We start from the raw sequence: 14,217 nt of genomic DNA, 5'->3' as shown, positions 1-14,217 counted from the left end.
TTCGATCCTGCCACCTGGCCCGGGAGGCCGGGAAACACCCCCGGGCTCGGTGGGGCCCCGCGTCGCGGCGGCGCGGTGACGCTCCCTAGCGGGACGGCGTGGCGCCCTCCTGAGACCGTCCCGGGAGGGCGGCGTGGATCTGCGTACCGCCGCTGCGGATCTGCGTACCGCCGCTGCGGAAACACGTACGGCTGCGTAAGCTTTATCGGCTAGGTTCACTCATTACCCCTCTGCCCTCGCCCCCGTCCGCGCGGCGCCCTCCCCCGGGCCGTCGCGTGCCCTCGGCCGTACGCCCGGAGACCTCCTTGCCCAGCCCCTACCGCGCCATCTTCGCCGCGCCCGGCAGCCGTTCCTTCTCGCTCGCGGGGCTGCTCGGACGGCTGCCGCTCGCGATGATGGGCATCGGCATCGTCACGATGATCTCGCAGCTCACCGGCCGTTACGGGCTCGCGGGCGGGCTCTCGGCGACGGTCGCGCTGGCCTCGGCGGCGCTCGGTCCCCAGATCTCCCGGCTCGTGGACCGGCACGGTCAGCGCCGGGTGCTGAGGCCGGCCACGCTGGTCGCGCTGGCCGCGACGGCGGGGCTGCTGCTGGCGACGGTGTGGGAGTGGCCGGACTGGACGCTGTTCGTCTTCGCCGCCGGGATCGGGAGCGTGCCGAGCATCGGCTCGATGATCCGGTCCCGGTGGGCGGCGCTGTACCGCAACGAGCCCCGCATGCTGCACACCGCGTACTCCTTCGAGTCGGTGATCGACGAGGTGTGCTTCATCTTCGGGCCGATCATCTCGATCGGTCTGTGCACGGTGTGGTTCCCGGAGGCCGGACCGCTGCTCGCCGGGATCTTCCTGGCGGTGGGCGTCTTCTGGCTGACCGCGCAGCGGGCGACGGAACCGGCGGCCCACCCGGTCGAGCAGCACGGCGGAGGCAGTGCGCTGCGCTCGGTGGGGCTTCAGGTCCTGGTGGTCACCTTCGTCTCCACGGGCGCGATCTTCGGTGCGATCGACGTGGTCACGGTGGCCTTCGCCGAGGAGCAGGGGCACAAGAGCGCGGCGAGCCTGGTGCTGGCGGTCTACGCGCTCGGCTCCTGCCTGGCGGGGGTCGTGTTCGGGCTGTTCCACTTCGCGCGGCCGCCGGCCCGGCGCTGGGTGATCGGGGTGTGCGCGGTGGGCGTGAGTATGATCCCCCTCCAACTGGTCGGGAACCTTCCGTTTCTGGCCGTGGCGCTGTTCCTCGCGGGCCTCACGATCGCTCCCACGATGATCACGACGATGGCCCTCGTCGAGCAGCACGTACCCCGCGCGAAGCTGACCGAGGGCATGACCTGGGTGAGTACGGGTCTGGCCGTCGGCGTCGCGCTCGGTTCCTCCGTCGCGGGCTGGGTCATCGACGCCCGGGGGGCCGCCGCGGGCTACGCGGTCCCGGGGGTTGCCGGGGCGGTCGCGGTCGTGGTCGCGTTCCTGGGGTATCGCCGGCTGTCGAGGCCGGCACCGCAGCGGGGAGGGGCCGATGAACAGGACACAGGCAGGGCCACGGACGACGGGGTGGCCGGGACGCCGGGGCTTGCTCCCGAGGCCGGGCAGGACCGGGAGCGGGACGTGGCGTAACTGGGGCGGGAACATCAGCGCCCGGCCGGCCCGGGAGGCGGCGCCCGCCTCGGTCGAGGAGCTGGCGGCGGCGCTGCGCCGGGCCGCCGAGGACGGACTGACCGTCAAGGCGGCGGGCACCGGCCACTCCTTCACGGCGATATCGGCCACGGAGGGGGTGCTGATCCGCCCCGACCTGCTGACCGGGGTGCGGGAGATCGACCGTGAGGCGGGGACGGTCACCGTGGCGGCCGGCACCCCGCTCAAGCGGCTGAACCTCGCGCTGGCCCGGGAGGGGCTCTCCCTGACCAACATGGGCGACATCATGGAGCAGACCGTCGCGGGCGCGGTCAGCACCGGTACGCACGGCACCGGCCGCGACTCCGCCTCGATCGCCGCGCAGATCGTGGGACTCGAACTGCTCACGGCGGACGGCACGCTGCTGCGCTGCTCGCGGCAGGAGAACGCGGAGGTCTTCGCGGCGGCGCGGATCGGTCTCGGCGCGCTCGGCGTGCTCACCTCGGTCACCTTCGCCGTCGAACCGGTCTTCTTGCTGACCGCCCGTGAGGAACCCATGCCGCTGGCGCGGGTGCTCGGTGAGTTCGACGAGCTGGTCACCGAGAACGAGCACTTCGAGTTCTACTGGTTCCCGCACACCGGCCGGTGCAACACCAAGCGCAACAACCGCAGTCAGGGACCGGCCGCCCCGCTCGGCCGGCTCGGCGGCTGGTTCGAGGACGAGTTCCTCTCCAACGGCCTGTTCCAGGCGGTCAACACGCTGGGCCGCGCGGTGCCCGCGACGATCCCCGCGGTGGCCCGGGTCTCCAGCAGGGCGCTGTCCGCCCGGACGTACACGGACATCCCGTACAAGGTGTACACGAGCCCGCGCCGCGTGCGCTTCGTGGAGATGGAGTACGCGCTCCCGCTGGCGGAGATACCGGCGGCCCTGCGCGAACTGCGGGCCGCGGTCGAGCGTTCAGGGCTGCGTGTGAGCTTCCCGGTGGAGGTGCGCACGGCGCCCGCCGACGACATCCCGCTGTCCACGGCCTCCGGCCGCGCCTCCGGCTACGTGGCGGTCCACCTGTACCGGGGCACTCCGTACCGCGAGTACTTCACGGCGGCGGAGGCGGTCTTCACGGCGCACGGGGGGCGGCCGCACTGGGGCAAGGTGCACACGCGGGACGCCGCGTACCTCTCGGAGGTCTATCCGCGCTTCGCCGAGTTCACCGCGGTGCGCGACCGGCTCGACCCGGACCGGCTGTTCACCAACCCGTACCTGCGCCGGGTCCTCGGCTCCTGAGGCGCGGGCGCGGGCGCCGGGTCACGGGGGGGCGGCGGCCGGCGTCCGGGCCGGTGAGACGTGCCCGGCCCACCGGGACAGCGAGGAGGCCCGTCCCCGGCGTCGGTACGCCGGGGACGGGCCTCGTCCGTGTCCGCGTTCGGCCTCAGGGCGCCTGGGTGGCGTCCTGCTCGGGCTGTACGTCGCGTTCCACGCCGCCCTGGCCCGAGCCGTCCTGGCCGGTTGCGTTCCCCGCGCCGTCCCCGCCGGTCTGCGGCGGGGTGGACGGCGAGGGCGTCGGGGTCGGCGCGGCCGGGGAGCCCTCGCCGCTCTGGCCGGGCCCCTCGCTCTTCCCGGTCCCGGACGAACCGGTGGGCTCGTCGCTCCTCTTGCCGGTGTCCTGATCCTTCTTCTTGTCCGTGTCGCTCGTGCCGGGCGAGGGGCTGGTGTGCCCGCCGGGGGACTCCGTCCCCTCCCCCGGTCCGGAGGGACCGGCTCCGGGCCGCTCCCCCTGCGAGGGGGTGACGCCCGGGTCGGTCGCCGGGCCGTCGTGCCGGGAGGAGCCTCCGCCGGACCCGCCGATGTGACTGATCGTCGGGCCGTGCCCGCCGCTGAGCGAGTGCCCCGCGAGCAGTTCGTACCCGGTGATCCCGGCCATGGAGACACCGAACACGGCGGCGGCGGTGATCAGCGGTTTGCGCCAGCCGCGCACCCGGCGGCCGTGGGTCACGGCCTCGCCGAACTCCTGGGAGAGCCCCTCGGGCAGCACGGCACCCGTACCGGAGCCGGTGGGAGGGCCCGCGGTGGCGCCTCCCGGCGTGGGGCCCGCGGAATCGGCGGCGCGCAGCAGCCGGGTGGCCGCGTCGTCCGCGCCCGTCTGCCGCAGTGCCCTGGTCGCCTGCTCCTCACGCTCCGGCCGCCCCAGCAGCCGGGTCGCCCGGTCCTCGTTCCCGGGGTGCTCCGGGCGCTCCCGGTTCTCCGGGCTCTCCGGGCTCTCCGGCTGCCGCGACAGCCGGGTCGCGTCCTCACCCCGGCGCGCCCCGGGGAGCAGCCGGGTCGGCTCGTCCTCCCGGCCCACCCGCACCGACGGCCGGGTCGGGTCCGCGTCCACGGGCAGCGCGGGCATCATCCGCGTCTCGGGGCCCTCCGGCGGGACGGCGCCCTCCAGCACCGCGAGGTCCTCGCGGTCTTCGGGGTGGGCGAGGAAGGTCGAGGCGACGGGCATCCCGTCGCCCGCCACGGGGATGGCGTGCCCCCGGGGCTTGACCTGCACGGCGGCCTCACGGATCTGCTCCCCGGTACGGCGGAACAGGTGCTGGAAGACGGTGCCGCCGGTGGTCGCCACGATGCTCATGACGCCCGCGCCGAGGATGGTCCCGTAGACACCGAGCTGGGAGGCGGCGATCGCGGCGGCCACGGACGCGACGGCCGAGCCCGCGACCTGCGCCACGCTCAGCTCAATACGCTTGGACGAACCTTCACCCTTTCCGTCCGGTTCACCCGGTATGTCAAGTTCGCTGCTTTCGCCACGCTTTACGTCTTCCTTGAGCATCTCCAGCCTTACATCGCCTTTCATCCACCTTGCCGCACGGATTGACTAACGGGCGAATCGAATGGTTCCGGTTCCGTGGATTTTGTGAAGCGCGCCACCCGGCTCGCCCCCGCTCTGCGTCGCCTGCCCCGAAGTGCCCCTGGAATGACTCCTTCCGTAGGACAACTCCCCCGCGTGGAGCAAAGTTCGGCGGAACGACGTCCACCCCGGTGGCCCGAATGGAGTACTGTTGCGAGCCCTGGGTCCGGTCTCCTGTCAGGGTGTCCGAAGCCCGTCGCACCGGGGCGGTCGACTCCGGCGGGGCGGTCCTCGCGACGCATGGGCGGCCGGGTGGTCACTCAGCGTTGCAAATGAGTAACCGTGCCATAACGGAGCGTCAGGGCCCGCCCCCGACACGCCGGGCAACTCGGCAAGGTTGTGGCAGGCTGCACCCGGGCAGGCCACACTCGACTAGCGGAAGCAGCGACGCACGTGACGTCGGCAGGCACCACCCGGGAGGTTCCCATGCCCGAACTGCGTGTCGTGGCCGTCAGCAACGACGGCACACGGCTGGTGCTGAAGGCTGCCGACAACACGGAGTACACCCTCGCCATCGACGAGCGGCTGCGTGCCGCCGTGCGCGGCGACCGTCCCCGCCTCGGCCAGATCGAGATCGAGGTCGAGAGCCACCTGCGGCCGCGGGACATCCAGGCGCGGATACGAGCCGGCGCCAGCGCGGAGGAAGTCGCCCAGCTGGCCGGCATCCCCGTGGACCGGGTACGCCGTTTCGAGGGCCCCGTCCTGGCCGAACGCGCCTTCATGGCGGAGCGGGCCAGGAAGACCCCGGTGCGCCGGCCCGGCGAGACGGCCGGTCCGCAGCTCGGCGAGGCCGTGCAGGAGCGCCTGTTGATGCGCGGGGCCGACAAGGAGACCGTGCAGTGGGACTCGTGGCGTCGCGACGACGGGACCTGGGAGGTCCTGCTCGTCTATCTGGTCGCGGGTGAACCGCACTCGGCGAGCTGGACCTACGACCCGCCGCGCCGGCTCGTGCAGGCGGTGGACGACGAGGCGCGTTCGCTGATCGGCGAGTCCGACGAACTGGCAGCGCCCGAACCGAGCTTCCCCTTCGTGCCGAGGATCGCGCGGCTGCCCAGGGACCGTCCGCTGGACCGTTTCGAGCGGCCGTCCCCGGAGCGCCCCGCCGTGCCCCCGGCCGCCGCCGAGGACGAGGAGGAGCAGGCGCTCACGGCGTCCTCCTCGGACCAGGGCCGGGACTCGCTGACGAGTCTGCTGGAAGCGGTGCCGAGCTTCCGGGGCGACATGGTGGTCCCCGAGCGCCCCTCCGCGGACCGCCCCGTGCAGGACGAGCCGGACCAGGAACCCGAGGTCGAGGAGCCTCCGGCCCCGGCGGCCTCGGCCGGCTCGGCGTACGCGGACGTACTGATGCCGCGCGCCGTGACCAGCCACCGCGACCGGCTGATCGGCTCGACGGACCGTCAGGCGGAGGCCGACGGCGTACGTCCCGGCCGCCGCGCCGCCGTCCCCAGCTGGGACGAGATCGTCTTCGGCACGCGCCGCAAGAAGCAGGAGTAGCGGCCGGACCGGTGTGGACACGCGTGGGGGCCGCCCCGGCGGACGGGCGGCCCCCACGCGTGCTCGCGCGGAGCCGTCCGCCCCGGCGGCTGACGGCGGGGCGTGTCTGCTCGTTCCCGTCGTCACCCGCACGGCCGTCCTTCGGGCGACGACGCGAAGGTGACGACAGGCCCTAGGCGGCTCCCGTGGCCACGGGCCGCTCCGGGTCGGCGCTCCACTCGGACCAGGAACCGGGGTAGAGCGCCGCCTCGAAGCCCGCGACGCGCAGGGCCAGGATCTCCTGGGCGGCGGAGACCCCCGAGCCGCAGTACACGCCGACCGGGGTTCCCTCGCGGACCCCCAGCGCCCGGAACCGCTCGGCGAGTTCGGCGGCGGGCCGGAAGCGGCCCGAGGCGTCCAGGTTCTCGCCGGTCGGCGCGGAGAGGGCGCCGGGGATGTGCCCGGCCACCGGGTCGATCGGCTCGACCTCCCCGCGGTACCGCTCCCCCGCCCGCGCGTCCAGCAGGACCCCGCTCCCGGCGAGGGCCGCGGCGGCGTCCGCGTCGAGGGTCGGCAGCGCGCCGGGGCGCGGGGTGAAGTCACCCGGTTCCGGGGCCGGCGCGCCGGTCTGGATGGGCCCGGTCCAGGCGGGCAGTCCCCCGTCGAGCACCCGCACGTCCGGGTGTCCGGCCCAGGTCAGCAGCCACCAGGCGCGGGCGGCGGACCAGCCCTGGCCGCCGTCGTAGACGACGACGCCCCGGTCGCCGCGCACCCCGGCCGCGCGCAGGGACCGCGTGAACTCCTCGACCGGGGGCAGGGGGTGGCGTCCTTTGGGGCCGGGCGGGGCCGCGAGTTCGGCGTCCAGGTCGACGAACACCGCTCCGGGCAGGTGGCCTTCGAGGTACTCGGGGCGTTTGCTGGGGGTGCCGAGCTGGTAGCGGATGTCGAGCAGCACCGGGGGCTCGGGCGCGTCGAGGGCCTCGGCGAGTTCGGGTGCGGAGATCAGCGGTGTCGTCGTCATGGGGTCATCCTCGCGCACCGGCCGCCGCCCGGTCGGCCCCTCCCGGCGTGGGACCTTTCCCACCAAGGGTGCACAATCGGGTACGCAACGTGCGCGACCCGGTACACGAAGGGAGTCCGAGGGACAGTGGCGATGGCTGAGGGGCGGTGGACGGCCGACGGGGACACAGCCGCCGGTACGGGCACGACCGGGGAGGCGGGCGCGGGCGGGGTGGGCGCGTCCCGCGGGGACCGACCCGGCGACACCCCGGACGGGGGAACCCCGCCGCACGCGCCCGGGTCACCGTGCTGGGTGAGCCTGATGGTGCGCGACCCGGCGGCGGCGCACCGCTTCTACGGGGCCCTGTTCGGCTGGGAGTTCCGGAGCGGGCCGCGGCAGCTCGGCCCCTACGAGCGGGCGCTGCTGGACGGGCGGGAGGTCGCGGGCATCGGCCGGCTGCCCGCCGGGTCCGGGCTGCCCGTGGCCTGGACGCCGTACTTCGCGGCGGAGAACGCCGACCGGCTCGCGGAGACGGTACGCGCCTGCGGGGGCACCGTCGGGGTCGGGCCGCTGGACTCGCCGCACGCGGGCCGGATGGCGCTCGCCATCGATCCGACGGGCGCGGTTTTCGGGCTGTGGCAGGCGGCGGAGCACCGGGGCTTCGCCGTGACGGGGGTGGCGGGGGCGCAGTCCTGGGTCGAGCTGGTCACGCGGGACACCGCGTCGGTGGGCCCGTTCTACCGGCGCGTCTTCGGTTTCACCGCCGAGCCGGTGGTCTCGGCCGATCTCGACCACCTGACGCTTTTCCTGGACGGGCGGCCGGTCGCGGCCCTGCACGGGGTGGGCGGTGCGCTGTCGCACGAGCAGGGGCCCCGGTGGCTGACGTACTTCGAGGTGGACGACGTACCGGAGTCGGCGGCGCGCGTCGCCTCCCTGGGGGGCGAGGTGCTGCGCGCCCCGCGGGAGGGGCCGCTGGGCCCCCAGGCGACCGTGGCCGACCCGGAGGGTGCCGTCTTCGTCCTGGTGCGGACGCGGGGGTGAGGGCGCGGGCCGACGGGGCGCGTGGCCGCCCGTCCCCGCTCAGTCGGCGGTGACCGGCAGGACGTCCGGGGACAGGGTGCCCGCTCCGGCGGCGGCGCTGGTCAGCCTGCGCCGGTGGTGGCGGCGGCACAGCACCTCGTAGCCGACCTCCGCGGAGTTCTCGTTGACGTCGCCGACGACGACCTGCTCCCCCTCGACCACCATGATCCCGCCGACCGTGCGGGCGTTGTGGGTGGCCTTGGCCCCGCACCAGCACAGCGCCTCGACCTGGAGCGCCTCGATGCGGTCGGCCAGTTCGATCAGCCGCTGCGAGCCGGGGAAGAGCCGGGTGCGGAAGTCAGTCGTGATGCCGAAGGCGAAGACGTCGAGCCCGAGATCGTCCACGACGCGGGCGAGCTGGTCTATCTGCTCGGGGGCGAGGAACTGCGCCTCGTCGACGATGACGTAGTCGGCCCTGCCGCCGCGCGAGAGGTGATCGACGAGATAGCCGTAGAGGTCCATCCGCTCGTGCGCCTCGACGGCGTCGGTGACCAGGCCCAGGCGGGAGGAGAGCTTCCCCTCCCCCGCCCGGTCGTCCCGCGTGAAGATCACTCCGCGCAGGCCCCGGGCCGAGCGGTTGTGCCCGATCTGGAGCGCCAGGGTGCTCTTTCCGCAGTCCATGGTTCCGGAGAAGAACACAAGCTCAGGCATGGGGGCGGGAGCCTTTCGTACGGGGTCGGGGCGGTCGGCGGGCGCGGGCGTGCCGGGGCCCGGCGGGGCGGTCTCGAAGTCGGGGCGGTCGCGCGGGGAGCGTACGCCCCCGGTCAGGTGCGCACTTCGAGCAGGGGGACGAGTTGCTCCTCGGGGGTGAGTGAGCCGTGCATCCCGATCAGCTCCGACTCGCGCGGCTCGCGACGGGTGGCGACGACGGCGACCCGGTCGTGGGCGGCGGCGAGGACGTCACCGATACGGGGCAGCACCCGGGTGTCGAGGGCGCCGGGCGGCCCGAACCAGCCGGCCTCGACAGCCTCCTCGCGGCTCGCGACCCAGAACTGCTCGCCGAGGACCTCGCGCCACACGGTCAGGACGTCGGCGGCGGCGCCGGGCACCGCGTAGACGTGCCGGGCCCGGCCCTCGCCGCCCAGCAGGGCCACACCGGCGCCCAGTTCCCAGTCCTCGTCGAAGTCGATCCGGGAGGGCTCGTCCTGCGGGATGTCGACCATGCCGTGGTCCGCGGTGACGTAGAGGACGCTGCGCGGCGGCAGTTGCTCGGCGAGGCGCTGGGCGAGACGGTCGACGTGCATGAGCTGCCCGCGCCAGGCGTCGGAGTCCACGCCGTAGCGGTGGCCGCTCGCGTCGACCTCGCTGTAGTACGTGTAGACCAGCGAGCGGTCCCCGGCGGCGAGTTCGAGGGCCGCGCGGTCCATGCGGTCCTCGCCGGTGAGGCGGCCGTGGAAGGTGCCGCCGCTGAGCGCGACCTGGGTGAGCGGGGTCTCCCGGAAGTGCGGGGCGGAGACCTGCGCGGTGTGCACCCCGGCGGCGTCGGCGGCGCGGAAGACCGTCTCGTACGGCTGCCAGGCGCCCGGGGAGGTCCAGGGCTGCCAGCGGAGCTGGTTCATGAGGTCGCCGGTGGCGGGATTGCGCACGGTGTAGCCGAGCAGCCCGTGCTGCCCGGGAACGGTGCCGGTGCCCACCGAGGCGAGGGAGGTCGCCGTGGTGGAGGGGAAGCCGGAGGTGAGCGGCTGCCCGCTGCCGCCGCGTGAACCGGCGATCAGCGAGGTGAGGAAGGGCGCCTCCGCGGGGTGGGCGCGCAGCTGCTCCCAGCCGAGGCCATCGATCAGGAAGACGCAGGCGCGGTCGGCCGGGGCCAGTCCGCTGAGCGCGGCCCGGTACCCGGGGACCGCCCATCCGGCGGCGAGGGTCGGCAGAAGGTCGGCGAGCGAGCCGTGCCCGTACTGCGGGAGGGGTGCCGAGCCGAGCGGCAGGATCGCTGGTTCTTCCCAGGCGGGCTGCGCCATCAGTGGCCGGCTCCGGCGGTGCCCTGCGGTCCTGCCTCGGCGGCGGGGGCGGCCGCGGTCGCCTCGGAGAGGGCCTGCGCGAAGTCGAGGGTCTGGCGGACCGTCTCGGGACCGTCTCCGGCCTCGCTGACCCGCAGGCTCAGGTCGTCGGCGGTCGAACTGCCGGTGTAGCCGTGGTCGGCCTCGCAGTTGGGGTCGCCGCAGGCCGCCGGTTCGAGGTCGATGCGGGAGACGGCGCCCCAGCCGATGGTCAGCACGACCTCACGCGGCAGGGTGCCGGGGGTGTACGACTCGGGGTTCGCGACGACACGGCTGAGGACGACCGAGGAGATCCGGTGGATCTTCACGGACTCGGTCGAGGTCGTCGCGTACGGGGTGGGCGAGGTGTCGTCGGCGGCCTGCTCGTCGGTGTGGCTGACGATGAACCGCTGGTCGGTGAGGACCAGGACGGTGACGTGGCGGCGCACCTCGTTGGCGTCGAAGGTGGTCTCCTGGTGGACCAGATACGCGACGACGGGTTCGCCGCCGACCGCGGCCTCCACCGCCTCGGCCACGAGGGCCGGGTAGTAGCCGCTGCGCTCGATCGCCGCGCGCAGCCCCTGGGTCGTCGTACCGGTCTTTGCCATGCCGTCCATCCTACGGCCGCCCGCCCCCTGCCGAGGACGCCGTACGCCGTCGGCGCCGGGCCGGGCGGCGATCAGTAGACGGGCAGCCGCCGCGGGCCGAGCGTGCCCTGGACGGGGGCGGGCGCGAGCCGCAGGGAGGCGCCGAGGACGCACACCGAGGACTGCGAGACGACGACGGGTTCGAGGGAGAGGGCGACCACCTCCGGGTGGTCGTCCACGAGCCGGGACACGCGTTGCAGCAGCTCCTGGAGGGCGGCGGTGTCGACGGGGGCGGCCCCGCGCCAGCCGAAGAGGAGGGGCGCGGTGCGGATGGAGCGCACGATCGAGGCGGCGTCCTTGTCGGTGACGGGGACGAGCCGGTGCGCGGTGTCGCCGAGCAGTTCGGAGGGGGCCCCGGCCAGGCCGAAGGACAGGACGGCCCCGGCCGCCGGGTCGAGGACGGCGCGTACGACGGTGTCCACGCCGCGCGGTGCCATCGACTGCACGACCGGGTGCAGTTCGGCGGGGGTGCCGAGGAGGGCGGTGAGTTCGGCGTAGGCGCGGCGCAGATCGGCCTCGTCGGCGAGGTCGAGCCGGACCCCGCCGAGGTCGGGGCGGTGCCGCAGGTGGGGCGCGGTGATCTTGAGGGCGACGGGGTAGCCGAGCCGGGCGGCCGCCTCGACGGCCCGGTCGGCGTCGGGGGCGGGCAGGGCGGTCAGGGTCGGGATGCCGTAGCGGCGCAGCAGGTCCTCGGTGTCCGCGGCCCCGGGACTCGTGCCGCGCGCCGTGTGCGGGAGGGCGTCGAGGAGCTCGGCGACGCGCCGGGCGGTGCCCTTCTCGTCGATGTCATCGAACTCGGGGACCTTCCCGGGGTCGGCGGCGTCCCTGCGCCACTGGCCGTGCTGCACGGCGCGGGCCAGGGCCCGTACGGCGCGCTCCGGCGCGGGGTAGGCGGGGATACGCGTGGAGGCGGGGGCGGCGGGGGCCTCGTCCCGCGTCGCTCCCGCCGGGTCCTTCGCGCCGGGGGCGGCCGGGCGGTTCGCGGGGACGGAGGGACCGGTGTGCGTGTGCGGGGCGGCCGGGGCCCCGCCGGTGCGCGGGAGGTTCGCGCGCACGGCGCCGCCAGGAGTGCGGGCCCCGGCGGCGGCCGGCAGGGTCGCGCTCGCGGCGGAGAGCGCGTCGGCGAGGCCGCCGAGCTCCACGTGGACGACGACGACCGGTTTGCGTACGGGGGCGGCGGCGACCGTCTCGCGCAGCGCGGTGCCCAGTTCCTCGCCCTCGGGCCACTCCATGGCGCCCTCGCCGCCGATCCACGGGATCGCGGTGACGACGACGGCGTCGCTCGTGTCGGAGGCGAGCGCCTCCTTCAGGGCGCGACGGAAGTCGGCGGGGGCGGCCGCGGTCGTGAGGTCGAGCGGGGTGCGCGGCCGCAGCCCCTCGGACAGGCACGCGTCGTAGGTGAGCAGGCCGAGGGACTCGGAGTTGCCGAGGATCGCGACGCGCGGTCCGGCGGGCAGCGGCTGGTCGGCGAGCAGCACCCCGGCGTCGACGAGATCGGTCACGGTGTCGACGCGGACCACCCCGGCCTGGCCGAGCAGCGCGGAGACGGTGGCGTGCGGCAGCCGGGTCCCGGTCACGGCGTGCAGCGGCGGGGTGGTGGCGCTGTGCCGGGCGCCCTGGACCACGACGAGGGGCTTGGCGGTCGCGGCGCGGCGCGCGAGGCGGGTGAACTTGCGGGGGTTGCCGATGGACTCCAGGTACATGAGGGCGACGTCGGTGTCCGGGTCGTCGTACCAGTACTGGAGGACGTCGTTGCCCGAGACGTCGGCGCGGTTGCCGGCCGAGACGAAGGTGGACAGTCCGGCGCCCCGGCCGTGCAGTTCGGAGAGCAGGGCGATGCCGATGGCACCGGACTGGGTGAACAGGCCGATGCGGCCCGCGCGGGGCAGTTCGGGGGCGAGCGAGGCGTTGAGCCGGACCTCGGGGGCGGTGTTGACGAGGCCGAAGGCGTTGGGCCCGAACAGCCGCATCCCGTAGGTGCGGGCCTGCCGGACCAGCCGGCGCTGCCTGGCCCGGCCCGCCTCCGCGCTCTCGCCGTACCCGGCGCTGATGACGACGAGCCCGCGCACCCCGTGCTCCCCGCACTCGGCGACGGCCTCGGGCACCCGGTCGGCGGGGACGGCGAGCACGGCGAGGTCCACCGGCAGGCCGATCCCGGCGACGGTCCGGAAGGCGGGGACCCCGTCCAGGGTGTGCTGGTCCTCGGGGAAGTTGCTGTTGACGGCGTACAGGCCGCCCGCGAAGCCGCCGCTCAGCAGGTTGCGCAGGACGCTGCGGCCGACGCCGCCGTCCGTACGGCCCGCGCCGATCACGGCGACGGAGGCGGGGGCGAGCAGCCGCTGCACCGAGCGGCCCTCGGCGCGCTGCTCGCGGGCGTACTGGACGGCGAGCGAGCGGTCGGTGGGCTCCAGGTCGAGGGTGAGGTGGACGACCCCGTCCTCGAAGCTGCGTTCCTGCTGGTACCCGGCGTCGGTGAACACTTTGATCATCTTGGTGTTGGCGGGCAGCACCTCGGCGCCGAACCGCCGGATGCCGCGCTCGCGCGCGACGGCCGCGATGTGTTCGAGCAGGGCGGAGGCCACACCGCGCCCCTGGTGGCCGTCCTGGACGAGGAAGGCGACCTCGGCCTCGTCGGCCGGGGCGGAGGCGGGCACGCCCCGGGAGTCGACGCGGTCGAAGCGGACGGTGGCGATGAACTCCCCGGCCGCGGTCGCCGCGAGTCCCACCCGGTCGACGTAGTCGTGGTGGGTGAAGCGGTGGACGTCCTTGTCGGACAGCTTCGGGTAGGGCGCGAAGAATCGGTAGTACTTCGACTCGTCCGAGACCTGCTCGTAGAAACTGACCAGCCGATCGGCGTCCTGCGTGGTGATCGGCCTGATCCGGGCGGTGCCTCCGTCGCGCAGCACCACATCGGCCTCCCAGTGCGCGGGGTAGCCATGCCGGTCCTCCGGGGTCTCCATGAGGTCAGCGTACGACCGCCTGTGCGAGTAGCGGGCGCGCCGGGCGGGGAGCAGTGTGAGCGGGGAGTACCGGCGAGACCGTGCCGCCGGGCGAGGCCCTGTGCCACCATGGGGCGATTGGTCTAGACAAACGAGGGTTCCTGACGACCCGGATTCTGAAGGGCTGCAACATGGCTGAACGTCGCGTCAACGTCGGCTGGGCAGAGGGCCTCCACGCCCGTCCCGCCTCCATCTTCGTCCGCGCGGCCACGGCCGCCGGAATCCCGGTGACCATCGCCAAGGACGGGGGGCAGCCGGTGAACGCCGCCTCGATGCTCGCCGTCCTGGGCCTCGGGGTCGAGGGCGGCCAGGAGATCACGCTCCACGCCGACGCGGAGGGGGCCGAGGCCGCCCTCGACCGGCTCGCCAGACTCGTCACCGAGGGTCTGGACGAACTGCCCGAGACGGTCTGAGCGGGCGGCGCGCGCTTCGGGAGACGCCGTGGGGGGGGGGGGGGGGGGCGGGCGCCCCCCCCCCCGGCGCCCCGCCGCGGGGCCGCCCATGTAGCGGGTTCTTTAGGTCGGCGGGGCGCCCCCCCCGCCCCACAGCC

The 14,217-nt window shown here is 74.7% G+C and carries 11 protein-coding genes; 5 read left to right on the top strand and 6 right to left on the bottom strand.

Annotation, left to right across the window (positions count from 1 at the left end; translation table 11 throughout):
* Positions 1-305 precede the first annotated feature (305 nt).
* Both ACFYMP_RS11500 and ACFYMP_RS11495 read left to right on the top strand, forming a co-directional pair.
* Entirely contained in the window at positions 306-1,604 is a 1,299-nt protein-coding gene (locus tag ACFYMP_RS11500; protein ID WP_388854358.1) for an MFS transporter, read from the top strand.
* Positions 1,561-2,883: a D-arabinono-1,4-lactone oxidase gene (locus ACFYMP_RS11495; protein WP_388854355.1), complete on the top strand. Its 1,323-nt coding sequence runs from the start codon at positions 1,561-1,563 to the stop codon at positions 2,881-2,883. The genes ACFYMP_RS11500 and ACFYMP_RS11495 overlap by 44 nt, the downstream gene beginning before the upstream one ends.
* 145 nt (positions 2,884-3,028) lie before the next feature.
* Here the strand turns inward: ACFYMP_RS11495 and ACFYMP_RS11490 are convergent, their stop codons facing one another.
* On the bottom strand, positions 3,029-4,312 hold the full coding sequence (locus ACFYMP_RS11490) for a hypothetical protein (RefSeq protein WP_388854352.1): 1,284 nt from the start codon (positions 4,310-4,312) through the stop codon (positions 3,029-3,031).
* A 606-nt stretch (positions 4,313-4,918) separates the two neighbouring features.
* Between ACFYMP_RS11490 and sepH the strand changes: the two genes are divergently transcribed.
* The gene (gene sepH / locus ACFYMP_RS11485; protein WP_388854349.1) at positions 4,919-5,986 is read left to right on the top strand and encodes a septation protein SepH; all 1,068 of its coding nucleotides are present in this window, start codon (positions 4,919-4,921) and stop codon (positions 5,984-5,986) included.
* A gap of 172 nt (positions 5,987-6,158) precedes the next feature.
* Here sepH and ACFYMP_RS11480 read toward each other — a convergent pair whose 3' ends face one another.
* On the bottom strand, positions 6,159-6,986 hold the full coding sequence (locus ACFYMP_RS11480; protein ID WP_388854346.1) for a sulfurtransferase: 828 nt from the start codon (positions 6,984-6,986) through the stop codon (positions 6,159-6,161).
* A gap of 300 nt (positions 6,987-7,286) precedes the next feature.
* Between ACFYMP_RS11480 and ACFYMP_RS11475 the strand changes: the two genes are divergently transcribed.
* Positions 7,287-8,006, top strand: coding sequence for a VOC family protein (locus tag ACFYMP_RS11475; protein WP_388855139.1), 720 nt, complete (start codon positions 7,287-7,289; stop codon positions 8,004-8,006).
* Positions 8,007-8,045: 39 nt separating this feature from the next.
* Here the strand turns inward: ACFYMP_RS11475 and ACFYMP_RS11470 are convergent, their stop codons facing one another.
* The 4 genes from ACFYMP_RS11470 to ACFYMP_RS11455 form a co-directional block, all read right to left on the bottom strand.
* A complete protein-coding gene (locus ACFYMP_RS11470; protein WP_388854343.1) occupies positions 8,046-8,696 on the bottom strand; it encodes a thymidine kinase in 651 nt (216 codons plus the stop codon).
* Positions 8,697-8,809: 113 nt separating this feature from the next.
* Positions 8,810-10,003: an alkaline phosphatase family protein gene (locus tag ACFYMP_RS11465; protein WP_388854340.1), complete on the bottom strand. Its 1,194-nt coding sequence runs from the start codon at positions 10,001-10,003 to the stop codon at positions 8,810-8,812.
* Complete coding sequence (locus tag ACFYMP_RS11460) at positions 10,003-10,629, bottom strand: DUF5998 family protein (RefSeq protein WP_388854337.1); 627 nt, start codon at positions 10,627-10,629, stop codon at positions 10,003-10,005. Before ACFYMP_RS11460 ends, ACFYMP_RS11465 begins: the two co-directional genes overlap by 1 nt.
* A gap of 71 nt (positions 10,630-10,700) precedes the next feature.
* Entirely contained in the window at positions 10,701-13,628 is a 2,928-nt protein-coding gene (locus tag ACFYMP_RS11455) for a GNAT family N-acetyltransferase (RefSeq protein ID WP_388854334.1), read from the bottom strand.
* A 170-nt stretch (positions 13,629-13,798) separates the two neighbouring features.
* Between ACFYMP_RS11455 and ACFYMP_RS11450 the strand changes: the two genes are divergently transcribed.
* Positions 13,799-14,080: an HPr family phosphocarrier protein gene (locus ACFYMP_RS11450; protein WP_388854331.1), complete on the top strand. Its 282-nt coding sequence runs from the start codon at positions 13,799-13,801 to the stop codon at positions 14,078-14,080.
* Positions 14,081-14,217 lie beyond the last annotated feature (137 nt).

This window comes from Streptomyces sp. NPDC007088 (assembly GCF_042869355.1).
GTDB lineage: Bacteria > Actinomycetota > Actinomycetes > Streptomycetales > Streptomycetaceae > Streptomyces.
The sequence above is the reverse complement of the archived record's forward strand: the minus strand, read 5'-3'. Positions and strand labels throughout refer to the sequence as shown.

Coding starts and splice junctions, on each gene's coding strand:
- sepH (WP_388854349.1), top strand. CDS start 4,919: ATGCCCGAACTGCGTGTCGTGGCCGTCAGCAACGACGGCACACGGCTG.
- ACFYMP_RS11480 (WP_388854346.1), bottom strand. CDS start 6,986: ATGACGACGACACCGCTGATCTCCGCACCCGAACTCGCCGAGGCCCTC.
- ACFYMP_RS11475 (WP_388855139.1), top strand. CDS start 7,287: ATGGTGCGCGACCCGGCGGCGGCGCACCGCTTCTACGGGGCCCTGTTC.
- ACFYMP_RS11470 (WP_388854343.1), bottom strand. CDS start 8,696: ATGCCTGAGCTTGTGTTCTTCTCCGGAACCATGGACTGCGGAAAGAGC.
- ACFYMP_RS11465 (WP_388854340.1), bottom strand. CDS start 10,003: ATGGCGCAGCCCGCCTGGGAAGAACCAGCGATCCTGCCGCTCGGCTCG.
- ACFYMP_RS11460 (WP_388854337.1), bottom strand. CDS start 10,629: ATGGCAAAGACCGGTACGACGACCCAGGGGCTGCGCGCGGCGATCGAG.
- ACFYMP_RS11455 (WP_388854334.1), bottom strand. CDS start 13,628: ATGGAGACCCCGGAGGACCGGCATGGCTACCCCGCGCACTGGGAGGCC.
- ACFYMP_RS11450 (WP_388854331.1), top strand. CDS start 13,799: ATGGCTGAACGTCGCGTCAACGTCGGCTGGGCAGAGGGCCTCCACGCC.